At 37.7% G+C, this 14,656-nt stretch carries 16 protein-coding genes; 12 read left to right on the top strand and 4 right to left on the bottom strand.

Going from position 1 to position 14,656, the window contains the following annotated elements; all coding sequences use genetic code 11:
• The first annotated feature begins 294 nt into the window (after window positions 1-294).
• The 3 genes from E7480_05335 to E7480_05325 all read left to right on the top strand — a co-directional run bounded on the left by E7480_05335 (window position 295) and on the right by E7480_05325 (window position 3,192).
• Window positions 295-1,062 (top strand): ABC transporter ATP-binding protein, encoded by a 768-nt coding sequence (locus E7480_05335; GenBank protein MBE6904012.1) that lies wholly within the window; start codon window positions 295-297, stop codon window positions 1,060-1,062.
• A complete protein-coding gene (locus E7480_05330; protein ID MBE6904011.1) occupies window positions 1,049-1,867 on the top strand; it encodes an ABC transporter permease in 819 nt (272 codons plus the stop codon). Before E7480_05335 ends, E7480_05330 begins: the two co-directional genes overlap by 14 nt.
• 323 nt (window positions 1,868-2,190) lie before the next feature.
• Window positions 2,191-3,192 carry an ABC transporter substrate-binding protein gene (locus E7480_05325; protein MBE6904010.1) on the top strand — a complete coding sequence of 334 codons (1,002 nt, stop codon included), beginning with the start codon at window positions 2,191-2,193 and terminating at the stop codon, window positions 3,190-3,192.
• Between the two features lie 52 nt (window positions 3,193-3,244).
• Here the strand turns inward: E7480_05325 and nagA are convergent, their stop codons facing one another.
• Both nagA and E7480_05315 read right to left on the bottom strand, forming a co-directional pair.
• Entirely contained in the window at window positions 3,245-4,375 is a 1,131-nt protein-coding gene (gene nagA, locus E7480_05320) for an N-acetylglucosamine-6-phosphate deacetylase (protein MBE6904009.1), read from the bottom strand.
• A 6-nt stretch (window positions 4,376-4,381) separates the two neighbouring features.
• Window positions 4,382-5,059 (bottom strand): UDP-N-acetylglucosamine diphosphorylase, encoded by a 678-nt coding sequence (locus E7480_05315; GenBank protein ID MBE6904008.1) that lies wholly within the window; start codon window positions 5,057-5,059, stop codon window positions 4,382-4,384.
• Between the two features lie 91 nt (window positions 5,060-5,150).
• On the opposite strand from E7480_05315, the gene E7480_05310 reads away from it, so the two are divergent.
• From E7480_05310 to E7480_05280, 7 genes are all read left to right on the top strand, one after another.
• Window positions 5,151-5,822: an ABC transporter ATP-binding protein gene (locus E7480_05310; GenBank protein ID MBE6904007.1), complete on the top strand. Its 672-nt coding sequence runs from the start codon at window positions 5,151-5,153 to the stop codon at window positions 5,820-5,822.
• 126 nt (window positions 5,823-5,948) lie between these two features.
• Window positions 5,949-6,980 (top strand): AI-2E family transporter, encoded by a 1,032-nt coding sequence (locus tag E7480_05305; protein ID MBE6904006.1) that lies wholly within the window; start codon window positions 5,949-5,951, stop codon window positions 6,978-6,980.
• 16 nt (window positions 6,981-6,996) lie between these two features.
• Window positions 6,997-8,202, top strand: a complete 1,206-nt coding sequence (locus tag E7480_05300; GenBank protein MBE6904005.1) for a CapA family protein — start codon at window positions 6,997-6,999, stop codon at window positions 8,200-8,202.
• A gap of 12 nt (window positions 8,203-8,214) precedes the next feature.
• Window positions 8,215-8,934 carry a WecB/TagA/CpsF family glycosyltransferase gene (locus E7480_05295; protein MBE6904004.1) on the top strand — a complete coding sequence of 240 codons (720 nt, stop codon included), beginning with the start codon at window positions 8,215-8,217 and terminating at the stop codon, window positions 8,932-8,934.
• A gap of 31 nt (window positions 8,935-8,965) precedes the next feature.
• Entirely contained in the window at window positions 8,966-9,730 is a 765-nt protein-coding gene (locus E7480_05290; GenBank protein MBE6904003.1) for an FAD-dependent thymidylate synthase, read from the top strand.
• Window positions 9,731-9,746: 16 nt separating this feature from the next.
• Window positions 9,747-10,625: a DUF2156 domain-containing protein gene (locus E7480_05285; protein MBE6904002.1), complete on the top strand. Its 879-nt coding sequence runs from the start codon at window positions 9,747-9,749 to the stop codon at window positions 10,623-10,625.
• Between the two features lie 192 nt (window positions 10,626-10,817).
• Entirely contained in the window at window positions 10,818-11,357 is a 540-nt protein-coding gene (locus E7480_05280; protein MBE6904001.1) for an NUDIX hydrolase, read from the top strand.
• On the opposite strand, the gene E7480_05275 is transcribed toward E7480_05280, so the two are convergent.
• Together E7480_05275 and E7480_05270 are read right to left on the bottom strand one after the other, a co-directional pair.
• Entirely contained in the window at window positions 11,343-11,591 is a 249-nt protein-coding gene (locus E7480_05275) for a SigmaK-factor processing regulatory BofA (GenBank protein ID MBE6904000.1), read from the bottom strand. The genes E7480_05280 and E7480_05275 overlap by 15 nt on opposite strands.
• Window positions 11,592-11,607: 16 nt before the next feature.
• Complete coding sequence (locus E7480_05270) at window positions 11,608-11,832, bottom strand: DUF2508 family protein (protein MBE6903999.1); 225 nt, start codon at window positions 11,830-11,832, stop codon at window positions 11,608-11,610.
• Window positions 11,833-11,910: 78 nt separating this feature from the next.
• Between E7480_05270 and E7480_05265 the strand changes: the two genes are divergently transcribed.
• Together E7480_05265 and E7480_05260 are read left to right on the top strand one after the other, a co-directional pair.
• Complete coding sequence (locus tag E7480_05265) at window positions 11,911-13,074, top strand: amidohydrolase (GenBank protein ID MBE6903998.1); 1,164 nt, start codon at window positions 11,911-11,913, stop codon at window positions 13,072-13,074.
• 109 nt (window positions 13,075-13,183) lie between these two features.
• Window positions 13,184-14,437, top strand: a complete 1,254-nt coding sequence (locus tag E7480_05260; GenBank protein MBE6903997.1) for a VWA domain-containing protein — start codon at window positions 13,184-13,186, stop codon at window positions 14,435-14,437.
• Window positions 14,438-14,656 lie beyond the last annotated feature (219 nt).

The following is a 14,656-nucleotide window of genomic DNA, read 5'->3' as shown; positions in this document are numbered from 1 at the left end:
ATAAAGTGAAATTCGGTTTAAAAGCCGGATAATTATCAATTGGAGGACTTTATATTATGTGTAACAACAACGGATTATTTGGTAGAAACGGCGGCAACTGCTGCAGCTGGATTATAGCTGCTATAATCATCTGGTTAGTTTGGAGCTGCTGCGGCAACGACGATTGCGGCAACTGCTAAAATTAATTGATTGCTTTGCTGAGCTACATCGGCAATACAGGACAGAGATTTTTCTCTGTCCTGTTTTTTTTAACCAAAAATTCAGTATTGAATACAATAGCAAAGGGGGAATTTTTTGGAGCAGATAATAAGTGTTAAAAATATAAAAATGAAATATCAGTCGCCCGAAGGGGAAACAATGGCGATTGACGATGTATCCTTTGATGTAAATGACGGTGATTTTGTAAGCATTATCGGCCCCAGCGGTTGCGGAAAATCAACCCTGCTTTCTATAATTGCAAATTTATTGCCCTATGACAGCGGAGAAATATTGTTAAACGGAAAGCCTGTCAGCAGCAATAATGAGTCTATAGGATATATGCTTCAGAAGGACTGCCTTTTTGAATGGAGAACTATAAGAAAAAATGTGCTTTTAGGGCTTGAGATAAAAGGATTAAAAACCAAAGAAAACATTGAATATGCAGATGAGCTTCTAAATACCTACGGACTTTACGAGTTTAAAGATAAATATCCAAGACAGCTATCAGGCGGAATGAGACAGCGCTGTGCTCTTATCAGAACCTTGGTAACACGTCCGCGTCTTTTGCTTCTTGATGAAGCTTTTTCGGCGCTTGATTACCAGACACGTCTTTCAGTTGTAGATGATATATACGAAATTATAAAAAAAGAAAAGAAAACTGTTTTAATGGTAACTCACGATATTTCCGAAAGCATTTCGGTTTCCAACCGTATAATCGTGCTTACAAAGAGGCCTGCTTCAATTAAAAGTGTTCATTCCATAAGCTTTTCTCAGCAGGGGCTGTCGCCATTTAACAGACGTGAACAGCCGGAATTTCGTGAATATTTCAACAAAATTTGGAGTGATATAGATGTTCATATGTAAAGAAGACACTCAGATTTTATCTGAGGAAAGAAAACGATATTTAAAATCTGTAAGAAGAAAAAAGATAGCAGTTAACATTACAAAAATAATAATTTTAGTAGCTTTTTTTGCTGTATGGGAAATTGCAGGACAGCTTAAAATTATTGATACCTTTATAATGAGCAGTCCTTCAAGAATAGTAAAAACTCTGATAAATCTTTATAATCGCGGCGACTTGTTTTTGCATATCTGGACAACTACCTCAGAAACAATAATAGGCTTTTTGATAGGCACTGTGCTGGGTACTCTTATTGCAGTTTTGCTCTGGTGCTCTAAATTTCTTTGCGACGTATTAGAGCCGTATCTCGTTGTGCTTAATTCTTTGCCTAAAATAGCTTTAGGTCCTATATTTATCGTCTGGATAGGCGCAGGCTCTACCGCCATTATAGTTATAACGCTTACAATTTCAGTAATTGTAAGTGTGCTTGAAGTGCTAAACGGATTTTTGTCCACCAACGAGGAGCAGATACGGCTTGTGCAAACCTTCGGAGCAAACAAAATGCAGGTGCTAACAAAGGTTGTTCTTCCTTCAAACATTACAACTATTGTAAACTCTTTAAAAATAAACGTGGGTATGTCCTGGGTAGGTGTAATTGTAGGAGAGTTTCTCGTTTCAAAGGCGGGACTTGGATATCTTATTGTATACGGAAGTCAGGTCTTTCAGCTTGATTTGGTTATGGCAAGCGTTTTAATTCTTGCAGTTATTGCAACTCTTATGTATCAGAGCGTTTTACTTTTTGAAAAGGCTGTTTATAGAAAAATGTGATTTGATAGCTTTTTAGGGGCTGTAAAAAAGTGCAGAGCGCATAAAACAAGTAAATAAAATGATTATATACTATCATCTTCTGAAAGAGCAAAATTTAACAAAAAACATCTTTTTGCTGATTCTTTTAAGAAATATACGTTTTATGCTATCTGCCAATTTCGCCCTTGACGTACCTCTGTACGCCGTCGGGTAACCGCCGACAAGGCTTTGTCGGCGCGAAATTGACAGATTCTGCACCTTTTTTCCTATCCCCTAAAAATAAGCTGTAAAAAGCTTTCGTTTTTTACAGCTACTTAATATTTATTATTGAAAGGAATGTATTTATGAAAAAATTTATTTCTCTAGTGATTGTCTTGGGACTGATACTTACGCTCTTTGCAAGCTGTAAAACTCAGGACACAGATGAGCTTGTTAAAATATCCTTGAGTGAGGTTGCTCACTCGGTATTTTATGCGCCTCAATATGCGGCTATGGAGCTTGGCTTTTTTGAAGAAGAGGGCATTGAGTTAGAGCTTATAAACGGTCAGGGCGCTGATAAGGTTATGACCTCAGTTGTTTCGGGACAGGTGCAGATAGGACTTGCAGGCCCCGAAGCCTCTATTTATGTATACAACGAGGGCAGAGAGGACCACGCAGTTGTTTTTGCACAGCTTACTCAGCGTGACGGCGCTTTTTTAGTGGGCAGAACAAAGGAAGAAAATTTTGCTTGGGAAAATGTTAAGGGCAAATATATCATAGGCGGAAGAAAAGGCGGAGTGCCTGAGATGACACTGGAATACGTTCTTAATAAAAATGGAATTGTTCCAAACAAAGACGTTACTGTAGATACAAGCGTTCAGTTTGCCCTTATGGCAGGAGCTTTTACAGGCGGTACAGGGGACTATGTTGCACTTTTTGAGCCCACTGCATCAATGCTTGAAAAAGAGGGCAAGGGCTATGTTCTCTGCTCTATCGGAGAGCAAAGCGGAGAAATTCCCTATACGGCATATTTTGCTAATAAGAGCTATATTGAAGAAAACAGCGATATAATCGAAAAATTCACAAGAGCTATTTATAAGGGACAAAAATGGGTTGAGGAAAATGAAGCTTCCGAGATAGCAAAGGCAATAGTAAATCATTTCCCCGACACATCTCTTGAAATTCTCACAATGGTTGCTCAGCGCTATAAGGATATTGACGCTTGGAGCACAACTCCCGTAATGAAAAAAGAAGCCTTTGATTTGCTTCAGACAGTAATGGAGCAGGCAGGAGAGCTGTCAAAGAGAGCGCCTTTTGAAAATATCGTTGATAATTCCTTTGCTCAAAAAGCAGTTGACAATAAGTAAAAACGGCATTTGCCTATGAAAAAAGCACCGCTTAGTGCGGTGCTTTTTAGAGCTATTTGCTGTAAATTTTTTTGCCCTGTAAATAGGTTGACAAAATATTAAAGTTTTTATCGGTAATTACAAAATCTGCATCCTTGCCGATTTCAAGGCTTCCCTTTTTGCTGTCAATATTTATTGCTTTTGCGGGAATTATTGTAAGTGAGGGAATAATGTCCTTTGGCTCCATTTGAGTAAATTCAAGAGCATTTTTCAAAGCGTTTGACATTTTAAGAGCACTTCCTGCAAGATTGCCGCCTTGCTTGAGCGTTATTTTTTCGCCGCACTTCTGGATAGGTAAGCCTGCAAATAAGTAATCTCCGTCAGCACACCCTGCAGGAGAAACTGAATCGGTTACAAGGGCAAGCTGATTTTTCTTTGTTTTAAAGAGATATTTTATAAGGTCCTTGTGAATATGATATCCGTCGCAGATTATTTCAAGAGTAATATCCTCATTTATAAGACCTGCGCCAACTATTGAGGGGTTGCGGTGATTGAGGGGCTCAAGGCCGTTGAAAAAGTGGGTTATAACGCTTGCGCCTGCAGAAATTGCCTTACACGCTGTATCATAATCTGCGCAGGAATGACCTAAAGAGCAAACAACGTCACGGCTTTTTAGATATTCTATGCTTTCTATTGCATTATTTATTTCGGGGGCAATAGTAATCATTTTTATATTGTTATTTGAAATTTCTATAAGCTCGTCAAACTCGGCAATATCGGGCTTTCTTATATAGCTTTCGTTTTGAGCGCCTTTCTTTTGAGGGCTGATATAAGGACCTTCTATATTTATTCCCACTATGTTTGATTTACCTATATAGCTACTAATTCTTTTTATGCTGTCCTTTATTTTCTGATAATCCTCGGTATAGGTAGTGGCAAGCACGCTTGTTGTGCCGTTTGAGGCATAATATTTTATAAGCGTTTCAATAGCCTCAGGACAATCGGACATAAAATCCACATTCATAGCGCCGTGGGAATGAATGTCAACAAAACCGGGAAGAATATAGTTATTGTTAATATCAATGCAAGGACAATCAGAATTTTCAATATTTCCGATTTGTTTTATAACGCCCTTTTCAACCAGAATATCGCCGTCAAAAAAATCGCCGTTATAAAATATTTTTGCATTTTTAAAAAGTATCATTTAAAATCACTTCTCTCTGTTTCTTTTTGCCCAGCCTTCTTTTATAGTCTGACGGGAACGGGCAATTGCAAGAGAGTCCTTAGGAACAGTATCGGTGATTGTAGAGCCTGCGGCAATATAGGAGTCGCTTTCTACTGTAACAGGGGCAATAAGATTTGTATTACAGCCGATAAATACGTTATCTCCAATGGTGGTACGGAATTTGTTTTTACCGTCATAATTGCTTGTAACTGTTCCGCAACCGAAATTACAGTGGCTTCCCACATCGCTGTCGCCTATATAGGTTAAATGAGCAACGGAGGTTTTTTCGTCAATAGTTGAATTTTTAACCTCAACAAAATCGCCGATTTTTACACGCTTGCCTATATGGGAATTGGGACGAAGCTGAGAAAAGGGACCGATGCTTGCTTCATCGTCAATAGTGCTTTTATCGGTAAAGGAAGCTTTAAAGGTAACAGTATCTCCTATATGAGTATCGCAGACATAGGAGTTAGGACCTATAACACAGTTTTCACCGATTTTGCTTTCACCCATAATAATAGTGCCGGGTAAAATAACAGTACCTTTTCCGATAGGTATTGTTTTTTCAATAATAATTCCGTCTGAGCAAGGAATTTTAACTCCGCTTTTGCGAAGCTTTTCTATAATTTCAAGACGCTGAGCATCATTTTCAATATCAAACATTTTAAAATCTCCGTTTCATATTTTTAATATAGTTATATAATACCATTCTTTACAGACAAATGTCAAGAATACCAAAGGAAAGGAAATAAAAATGATATCTTTAAAAAACATTAAGAAAAGCTATAATTTAGGTTCGGAAAGAGTTGATGCGCTGGCAGGAGTTTCTTTTGAGCTTAAAAATGGGGAAATGGCGGCAATTGTAGGAGCTTCGGGAAGCGGAAAAAGTACGCTTATGAATATTATAGGCTGTCTTGACAGCTCCGACAGCGGAGAATATTTTTTGAACGGATATGACATTTCAAAAACAAGCGAAGCTCAAAAGGCAAGGATAAGAAGTAATGAAATAGGCTTTGTTTTTCAAAGCTTTAATCTTTTAGAGCATCTGACGGCGGTAGAAAACGTTGAATTGCCTATGATATATGCGGGAATAAGCGCAGCTCAAAGACGAAGCAGAGCAATAGAGCTTTTAAAAAAAGTAGGTCTTGAAAACAGAATAAACCACCGTCCCAATCAGCTTTCAGGAGGACAGCAGCAAAGGGTATCAATAGCAAGGGCTTTATCCAACAATCCCAATATAATTCTGGCAGACGAGCCCACAGGCGCTCTTGACTCAAAAAGCGGCGCCGAAATTATAGATATACTTTCCTTTCTCAACCAAAAAGGAAAAACCGTTATAATTATAACTCACGATATGAAAGTGGCATCAAATGCAAAAAAGATATTTACAATGGCAGACGGAAAAATAATGGCTGAAAAAATTTGACTTATAGATAGATAAAGTATATAATGGTTACAGTTAGTCGAAACAGTAATTAAAAATACTGTTTCGACAAACAACAATCATTATAATAATATAAATAATTATATTTAAAATCAAGCCGGTGATGTAATGTCAAATAAAAAAATCTGGATAATTACAATATTTATGATTGTTATAGGAGCGCTTTTTATTGCAGTCGCTCCTGCATTTCCGCCCTTTATAATTGCGGCTTTTCTTGCTTTTATTTTAAATCCTGCCGTAAAATATTTCGAGAAAATTCTCAAGGTTAAAAAGTGGCTTGCCATACTTATTGTATTTGTTTTGCTGATTGGAGTTTTAACTCTGTCGGTGGTTTTGCTTGTTCCTATTATAAGCACTGAAATAAACGCTTTTTTAGACAGTGTTCCCGAGCTTACCCAAAGAGCAACCGTTTTTGCAACAGACGTTAAGACCTTTCTTGCAGAGAAAAATGTTCCTGATTATATTGTCAATGCAATTGACGGTATTTCCGTTACACTTTTGGACGAGGTTGCGAAATTCTTAACTAAGCTTTTAGGCTTGCTTATGGGCTGGATATCTCAGATTTTTGATATCATAGTAATAGGTGTCAGCCTTGTTTATTTCCTGGCAGACGGAGAAAAAATAATTACACGCATTTTCAACCGTATTCCGCAAAAATATTCCGATATAGGAAGAAAGTTTTTCTACGATGCAATTAACAGAATGAAGGCATATTTAAAAACTCAGGTTATTATTTCGTTGCTTACAGGCTTGATTATCGGAATAGCCTTGGCAATATTAGGCGTTAAGTATGTTTTGATTTTAGCCTTGCTGACCTTTGTTTTGAATTTCATCCCCTATTTTGGTTCCATTATTGCGGGAGTTATTTCCGCCTTGGTGCCGCTTCTTACTGGACAGGGCTGGATTCTTGCTTTGATTACTGCTCTTACCTGTCTTATAATTCAGCAGTTTACAGGAAATATTTTAACTCCTAAGCTTCAGGCAAAAAGCAGCGGACTTCACCCAATTACCGTTCTTTTCTCGGTTATAGCCTGCAATTTGCTTTTCGGTACGGTGGGGATGTTTTTTGCAGTGCCCATAGCAGGCGTTGTAAAGGTTGTTCTTACTGACAGTATGGAGATTATAGGAAAGATAGAATAATTAAGGATGTTATAATATGAAAAAGATATTTGTTTTGCTTGTTGCGGTTTTAATACTGTTTTGCTCCTGCTCTCAAAGCATTCCCGCAGATGTGGATTTGGGAAATGAAAATGTAAGCACTGAGCCTCAAAAGCCCGAAATCCCTAAGGACACTGAAATTAAAATAAGCTTCTACGGAGATTTGCTTATTCACGATACTGTTTTTAAGGCTGCAAAGCAGGCAGACGGAAGTTATAATTTTGAAAATCAGTTTTCATCAATAGGCCCTTACTTAAAAAGAAGCGATGCAGTAGTGGGTAATCTTGAAACTACCTTTGCAGGCGCGGACAGAGGATATACAGGATATCCTTGCTTTAACGCTCCTGAGGATATGAGATTTTATATGAGAGATACCTTGGGCACAACCTTAATTGCAAGTGCAAACAATCACTGTCTTGACAGAGGTTATTCAGGACTTGTAAAAACTATAGAGTATCTTGACGATGCAGGTATTGCCCATACGGGTACATATGTAACCGAGGAGGAAAGCCTTAAGACTACGATAATAGACATAAAGGGAATAAAGGTAGGCTTTGTAAACTATACCTACGGAACAAACGGAATAAATCCACCCTCTGACAAAAAGTTTTGTGTTAATTATATAGACGAAGAAAAAATTAAAAATGATGCTCAGAAAACAAGAGAAGAGGGCGCAGAGTATATTATCTGTGTAATCCATTGGGGCAACGAATATCAGAGAGAGCCTTCAAGCACTCAGAAGAAGCTTGCAAAATGGATATTTGAAAACACAGAGGTAGACACTATTGTAGGACATCATCCCCACGTTGTTCAGCCTATTGAAGAAATTGTTTATGAGAAAGATTCTCAGGAAAAAACGGGCATTGTTGCCTATAGCTTAGGTAACTTTACCTCAGACCAGACAAAAGTTGATACTGACTGGGGTCTTGTAGTAACTATCGGAATTAAAAAGAACGGTGTTACAGGTAAAATTTCAATGAATAATTACAGCTATTTCCCAAGCTATACAGATAAAAGTCCGAGAACACCGTATCATTTCAGAATATTAAATGTTTTCGAAGGAATAGATATGTACGAAAACAGGGGCGATAAATATATAAATGCTACAGAATATAACAGGCTTAAAGAAATACGTGACGAAAGTCCCGATGTTTCAAGAACTGCTTTTGTAAAGCTTGATACTGAGTTTTTTAATGCTCAATAAACGAGGAATATAATGGAAACAAAAAAAATAATCAATATCAATGTTTCAAATGTTGATATAGAGCAGGCGACAGAAGAAATTTTTTCTCTATGTGATGCACCTGAAGCGTCATATGTAGTTACACCCAATGCCGAAATTGCCCAAAGAGCATATGAAGATAAAGAGTTTGAAGAGATTATAAATAATGCTTCCGTTGTAATTCCCGACGGTATAGGAGTTATAATTGCTTCAAAAATAGTAAAGAATAAGCTTAAGGGAAAATTGGCAGGAGTAGAGCTTGCGGCTGAACTTTTAAGAAAAGCGGGAAGCAGAAAATTCGTATTTTTCGGCGCCGGTGAAGGTGTAGCTGAGCTTGCGGCTCAAAAGGTCAGAGAAAAATATCCCGATATTCAGATAATAAAAACCATTAACGGCTACTTTGAAAATGATGAAGAAAAAATAAAAGAATTGGCACAGCTTGATGCGGATATTATTTTTGTTTGCCTCGGTGCTCCTAAACAGGAGTATTTTATGGCAAAGGCTGTTTCCTCTTTAAAAAGAGGGGTTATGATAGGTCTTGGAGGGACTCTTGACGTTCTTGCAGGAACGGTTAAAAGGTCTCCGAAAATTTTTGTAAAGCTTAATATCGAATGGCTTTACAGAATAACAATGCAGCCTAAAAGACTTATTCGTGCAGGAAAGCTCCCAAAATATATATTAACTGCATTAAAATACAGATTTTTAAAAAAATAACGGCAAAAGTTGCGAAAGGAAAGTGTGAAAAATGTCACAAAAGGTAATATTGCTTGCATATACTCCCGAGCCCGAAAAAACAGTTGCATCAGCGGCAAAGCTTTGCTATTCATCATCGGGAATAGTGGAATTAAAAAACGGACTTGATGATGAGGCTACTGCAAAATTTGTAAAAATGCTCTCATCCTTGGGACACGACAGTCCCACAGAACACGCTTCCTTTACCTTCGGAATAGAGGGAGTTTCCCGTTCTCTTTTAGCGCAGATAACAAGACACAGGATTGCTTCCTTCAGCGTTAAGAGTCAGAGATATGTTACAGAGGGCTGTTTTGAATATGTAATCCCTCCTGAAATAGAAAAAATCCCCGAGGCAAAAGAGGAATATATAAAAGCTATGGAAGCTGACCAGGCGCATTATGACAGTCTTACAAAGGTTCTTTATGAAAAGCATTATAAAGATTTTATTGCTAAAGGCTTAAGTGAAAAAGAGGCTTCCTCAAAGGCTGAAAAGATGGCAATAGAGGATGCAAGATACGTGCTTCCTAACGCCTGCGAAACTAAAATGATACTTACTATGAATACCCGTTCTCTTAAAAACTTTTTTGCTCACCGTTGCTGTAACAGAGCACAGTGGGAAATAAGAGAGCTTGCTGAAAAAATGCTTATGCTTGTCAGAGAGGTTTCCCCTTCTCTTTTTGCGACAAGCGGACCTGCATGCGTATCGGGAAAATGTCCCGAAGGAAAAATGACCTGCGGTCAAATGGAATTTATGAGAAATAAATATTTAGGTAAATAGGTGAAGTTTAAAATTTATGCTTTCTTTTAAAAGATTAGCTTTAGAAGATGCTCCCATAATAAGAGCTTTTTTTGAAAAATATCCCTCAAAGCAGTGTGATAACACAGTAGGCGCTTCTCTTATGTGGAGAGATTATTTTAAAACAAGCTATGCAATATATGAAAATACAATTATTTTTAAAACAGAGTATTCTGAAAATAAGACAGCCTTTACTGTGCCTGTAGGAGAGAACAGAGAACAGGCATTAGAGCAGATACAGAGATTTTGCGAAGATAATAATATTCCTGTTGTTTTTTTCTCTGTAACTCTGGAGGACTTGGAATTTCTTAAAGGCTTTTTTAAAAATTGCAAAGAAACTTTGAATCGGGAATGGAGCGACTATATATACAATATGTCAGACCTTTCCACCTTTAAGGGAAAGAAGTTCAACGGTCAAAGAAACCATATCAATAAATTCAAAAGTCTTCATCCCGATTATTCCTTCGTTGAAATAACAAAGGATAATCTTAACGATATAAAAGAATTTTTTAAGAAATTTACTGATTTAAGAGAGATGAACGGCACCGAAACAGAGGAGAGCCAAAAGGTCTTAGAGGTGCTTGACAATTTTGAAATCTACAAATTAACAGGCTACGCTTTAAAGGTAGGAGAAAATATAGTTGCTTTTTCTATGGGTGAGGTAATAGGGGACGTTTTGTTTGTCCATATTGAAAAGGCAGATATTTCTTACAGAGGCGCATATCAAATGACGGTCAAGGAATTTGCAAGCCGTTTTGAAAACATGGCTACGCTTATTAACCGTGAAGATGATTCGGGAGATATGGGGCTAAGAACGTCCAAGCTGTCATATCAGCCCTGTGAAATTTTAGATAAATACACAGTGGAAATTCTGTAGGATGAGCGAAAATCCACAAAGCAAAAAAAGAAGCCACCCCGCCGGGATGACCTCTTTTTTTGAAAGTAAAACCATTATAGTATATACAAATTACAAATGTCAACAAAAAAACAACTGAATGTTAAAATTTTGTTAATTTGCATATATTAACGGTCCAAAAAATGTGCTAAAAAACGAAAAAAGGTGAAAAAAATGAACCTTATTGAAAAAACGCTTGGAAAAGAATACAAATACAAGGGCAGAATAATAAACTTAAGAGTAGACGATATAGAGCTTCCCGATAAGCAAAAAGCGACGAGGGAAGTAATTGAGCATAACGGCGGTGTAAGCGTTGTAGCTGTAACTGAGAACAATGAAATTCTTCTTGTAAAGCAGTACAGATATCCTTACAGCGAAGTGATAACAGAAATCCCCGCAGGTAAGCTCAACAAAGGAGAGGACCTTCTTGAGTGCGCAAAGCGTGAGCTTGCGGAGGAAACGGGAGCAACAGCAAAAGAGTGGGAATTTTTAGGTGAAGTTTATCCCACTCCTGCTTACTGTGAAGAAATATTATATATTTATATGGCACAGGATTTATCCTTCGGAGAGCAAAATTTAGATGAAGATGAATTTTTAGAGGTTATGAGACTTCCTATAAGTGAGGCAAAAAGAAAGGCTCTTTCGGGAGAATTTAAAGATGCAAAAACAATAGTGGGTATTTTGCGTGCCTGCGACAGACTAAATCAATTTTAGAATAAGCATAAGAACAACGCCGGGAAGCCCGAGAGTAAGGGTAAAGGCTAATGTCAAAAGGTTTATTCCTATCCCTACACCTGTGAAAATAGAGGATAAATTTACAGCTAAAAGGCCTATCAGACCGTAAAAGGCACTTTTGATTACAGATGGCTTTTTAATTATCAAGTATGTAATGCCGCCAACGGCAAGCAGACAGGCGGCGACAATAATGGCAGTTTTCAATATTCTCACTCCGTTATTTTAAATTTTATGCGCTGGCATCGGTTTTTGCGCATTTGAGAAGATAGCGATAGCGTGCATTGAGTGAATTGATTTCAAAGATACACGCTTCTGCAAGGTCGGAATCGTAAGCTTCAGAAAAACGGTTTTTGGCAGAATCGAGCATTATTTTGAGTTCTTCAAGCTCTTTTTTAATGTCTTGTTTCTTTTCTTTTTTGTTGTCATTTAAAAAATCGGAAAAAGAAAAATTCATTCTAAGCACCTCAGTATTAAATATACTGATATTATTTGGCAAATATTCTTTTTTTATACTTTAAGGAGGGTATATTTTATGCAGATAATCAATGCAAAAATATTTACAATGGTTGGCGGAGAATTTATCGAAAACGGCTTTGTCAGCATAAATGACGGCATAATTACCGCAGTGGGAGATATGTCGGAGTTTGAAGATAATTTTGACGATAAGCTTGATGCAGCGGGGAAAATACTTGTTCCCGGATTTATAGATGCGCATACTCACGTGGGTATGTGGGAGGACTCTTTAGGCTTTGAAGGAGATGACGGAAACGAGGATACCGACCCTTCAACCCCTCATCTCAGAGCAATTGATGCAGTAAATCCCTTTGACCGTTGCTTTGACGATGCGTTGAGAGCAGGAATTACCACTGTTTTGATATGTCCGGGAAGCGCAAATCCCATAGGCGGACAGGGTGTTTTAATGAAAACCTACGGAACAACCACCGAATCAAGACTTGTAAATGAAGCATCTGTTATGAAAATGGCATTGGGAGAAAATCCTAAAAGCACCTATCATTCCAAAAATCAGACTCCCGTTACAAGAATGGCAACGGCGGCAATAATAAGAGAACAGCTTTCAAAGGCTATGCGCTATAAAAAGGATTTAGAAACGGGAATAAATGACGAGGATTGTGACGAGCCCGAGCTTGATATTAAGTGCGAAGCTTTACTGCCCGTGCTTGACGGGGATATGAAGCTTCATATTCACGCTCACCGTGCCGACGATATTATGACAGCCTTGAGAATTTGCAAGGAGTTTTCTTTAGAGCCTGTAATAGTACACGTAACTGACGGAGAAATAATTAAAAATGAGCTGAAAAATGCCAATGTTGCAGCTCTTTGCGGTCCTGTACTGTGCGACCGTTCAAAGCCTGAGCTTAAAAATCTTTCCCCGAGAACAGCGGCAGTTCTTTCTGAAAATGATGTTTTGACAGCTATTATTACAGACCACCCCGTAATTCCTATTGAGTATTTGCCTATATGTGCCGCTCTTTGCGTTAAAAACGGAATGGATTATATGAAGGCTTTAGAGGCAATAACAATAAATCCTGCCAAAATATTAGGTATTGATAAAAATGTCGGCTCTGTGGAAGTGGGAAAAAGCGCCGATATAGCAATATTTGACGGCGATCCGTTAAATATAATGAGCAAATGCGAATACGTATTTGTAAACGGCGAAATGACCGTATTTGCATAATATAGTGCAAGGGTATTAAAAAATATCCTTGCATTTTTTTACAATTTCGGGAACTTTTTTTGTTTTTAAAGGTCTAATGTAGTAAAAGACATAAAAAGGTGGTTAAAAAATGAAAAAGACAAGAAAAATTTTCGCAATCCTTATTTGTGCTATAGCTGTGCTTTTGTGCGCCTGTTCAAAGCAGAGTAATTCTTTTGAGTTATTTGACGCAGGAGATGAAACTATTATCGCCACTGACGGAGAAGCTACCGATGAGAGCTATGAATATACAGAGGACATAGCTACAGAGGATTTTGCCGCAGATACAAAAGAGGTAATCGGAGAAAACGGTAATTCTTCTCAAGGACAAAGTGAAATTACAGCAGGAACTTTAACTGCGGGACAATGGAACGACAATCTGAACTTTGACTTTTTTAAAGCCCTGCTTCAAAAAGAAGAATGGAATAAAATGATGACTCAGTGGAACATAAATCCCACCCTTCGTTATGCTGTTGATACGGGAGTAAAAAATGCAAAGGTTGTGCTGTACGACGAGCAGGGGAGCGCAATATGGAAAGCTGTTACAGATGCTAAGGGGAAAGCCTATCTTTTTTATGATGTTTTTTCAAAAAGTAATACTAAGCCTCAAAAAATAATTGCCTATTCTTCAGATGAAAGCGTAAGCTATACAATAAACGGCAACGAAGAAAACAATGAAATAAAGCTTGATTTAAAAGCTCAAAATGAAAAGACAAAAAAGCTTGACCTTATGCTGACAATCGACACCACAGGCTCTATGGGAGATGAGCTTGAATACCTCAAAAAAGAGCTTCAAAGCGTTGTTTCTGCTGTTGCAAGTCAAAACAGCGAGCTTCAAATAAGATTAAGCGTTAACTTTTACAGAGACACTCAGGATATATATGTAGTAAGAGCCTTTCCTTTTACAGAGGATATAAACAAAGCTGTTAAAAACCTAAATGCGCAATTCAGCGGTGGCGGCGGAGATACTCCCGAGGCTGTTGACGAAGCCTTGGCGGACAGCATATTCGGACACGAATGGGAAAAAGAGTCTGTAAAAATTATGTTTTTAGTGCTTGATGCTCCTGCCCATTATGAAAGAAAAGAGGTCAGAGAAAGCCTTGCTAAAAGCATTAAAGAGGCTTCAAGTATGGGGATAAGAATAATCCCCATAGCTTCCAGCGGAGTTGATGAAAATACCGAATTTTCTTTGAGATGCCTTAGCACGCTGACAGGCGGTACCTATACCTTTTTGACAAATCACAGCGGAATAGGAAATGACCACTTGGAGCCTACAATAGGTCAATACAATGTTGAAAAACTTAATGAACTTATGACAAAAATAATAAACGAATATTGTGCATAAAGCCGAAATTTTTTTCGAATTTTTTTGATGCCGTTAAAGCTCTCAACAAGCTTTAACGGCATTTTTGGAATATATACGCATTTCCGAACGTTGTATATACTATATATAGTGTTTTAGATAGTAAAAAAATGTCTAAAATTGTAAAACTTTAAAATAGAAAAAACACTTGATTTTTTCTTGTTTAGTGGTATAATAATAACAAATGGTGGTGAATTAGCC

The organism is Oscillospiraceae bacterium, assembly GCA_015067255.1.
GTDB lineage: Bacteria > Bacillota > Clostridia > Oscillospirales > SIG519 > SIG519.
Note: the sequence above shows the minus strand (reverse complement) of the source record. Positions and strands in the feature narration are given on the sequence as shown.

Coding starts and splice junctions, on each gene's coding strand:
- E7480_05330 (MBE6904011.1), top strand. CDS start 1,049: ATGTTCATATGTAAAGAAGACACTCAGATTTTATCTGAGGAAAGAAAA.
- E7480_05325 (MBE6904010.1), top strand. CDS start 2,191: ATGAAAAAATTTATTTCTCTAGTGATTGTCTTGGGACTGATACTTACG.
- nagA (MBE6904009.1), bottom strand. CDS start 4,375: ATGATACTTTTTAAAAATGCAAAAATATTTTATAACGGCGATTTTTTT.
- E7480_05315 (MBE6904008.1), bottom strand. CDS start 5,059: ATGTTTGATATTGAAAATGATGCTCAGCGTCTTGAAATTATAGAAAAG.
- E7480_05310 (MBE6904007.1), top strand. CDS start 5,151: ATGATATCTTTAAAAAACATTAAGAAAAGCTATAATTTAGGTTCGGAA.
- E7480_05305 (MBE6904006.1), top strand. CDS start 5,949: ATGTCAAATAAAAAAATCTGGATAATTACAATATTTATGATTGTTATA.
- E7480_05300 (MBE6904005.1), top strand. CDS start 6,997: ATGAAAAAGATATTTGTTTTGCTTGTTGCGGTTTTAATACTGTTTTGC.
- E7480_05295 (MBE6904004.1), top strand. CDS start 8,215: ATGGAAACAAAAAAAATAATCAATATCAATGTTTCAAATGTTGATATA.
- E7480_05290 (MBE6904003.1), top strand. CDS start 8,966: ATGTCACAAAAGGTAATATTGCTTGCATATACTCCCGAGCCCGAAAAA.
- E7480_05285 (MBE6904002.1), top strand. CDS start 9,747: ATGCTTTCTTTTAAAAGATTAGCTTTAGAAGATGCTCCCATAATAAGA.
- E7480_05280 (MBE6904001.1), top strand. CDS start 10,818: ATGAACCTTATTGAAAAAACGCTTGGAAAAGAATACAAATACAAGGGC.
- E7480_05270 (MBE6903999.1), bottom strand. CDS start 11,832: ATGAATTTTTCTTTTTCCGATTTTTTAAATGACAACAAAAAAGAAAAG.
- E7480_05265 (MBE6903998.1), top strand. CDS start 11,911: ATGCAGATAATCAATGCAAAAATATTTACAATGGTTGGCGGAGAATTT.
- E7480_05260 (MBE6903997.1), top strand. CDS start 13,184: ATGAAAAAGACAAGAAAAATTTTCGCAATCCTTATTTGTGCTATAGCT.